Here is a 268-nt window from a genome sequence, read left to right on the forward strand (position 1 = left end):
GGTGAAGGTCGCCGGGGTGGCGGCCGTGTAGTCGGCCGTGCCGGTGTTCACCAGCGTCACCGTGTAGGTGATGACCCCGCCGGGGTTCACGACGTTCGTGTCGGCGGTCTTGGTCGCGGTGTACGAGCGGACCGCAGTGGTCGTCGTGCACCCGCCCGCTGTCGCGCAGTCGCCGCCCGGGCCGTCCGGGACCACCGCGTTCGTCAGCACGTGGTCGCCGTTGTCCGGGTTCTTGACCGTCACCGAGTAGGTGATGACCTGGGTGGCG

At 70.1% G+C, this 268-nt stretch carries 1 protein-coding gene; it reads right to left on the reverse strand.

Features of this window, described 5'->3' with window-relative positions; all coding sequences use genetic code 11:
* The coding region (locus SB719_RS20425) for a hypothetical protein (protein ID WP_412159781.1) at nt 1–268 on the reverse strand (268 nt) is incomplete at both ends.

Source organism: Pantoea sp. SIMBA_079 (genome assembly GCF_046940275.1).
Taxonomy (GTDB): Bacteria; Pseudomonadota; Gammaproteobacteria; order Enterobacterales; family Enterobacteriaceae; genus Pantoea; species Pantoea borealis.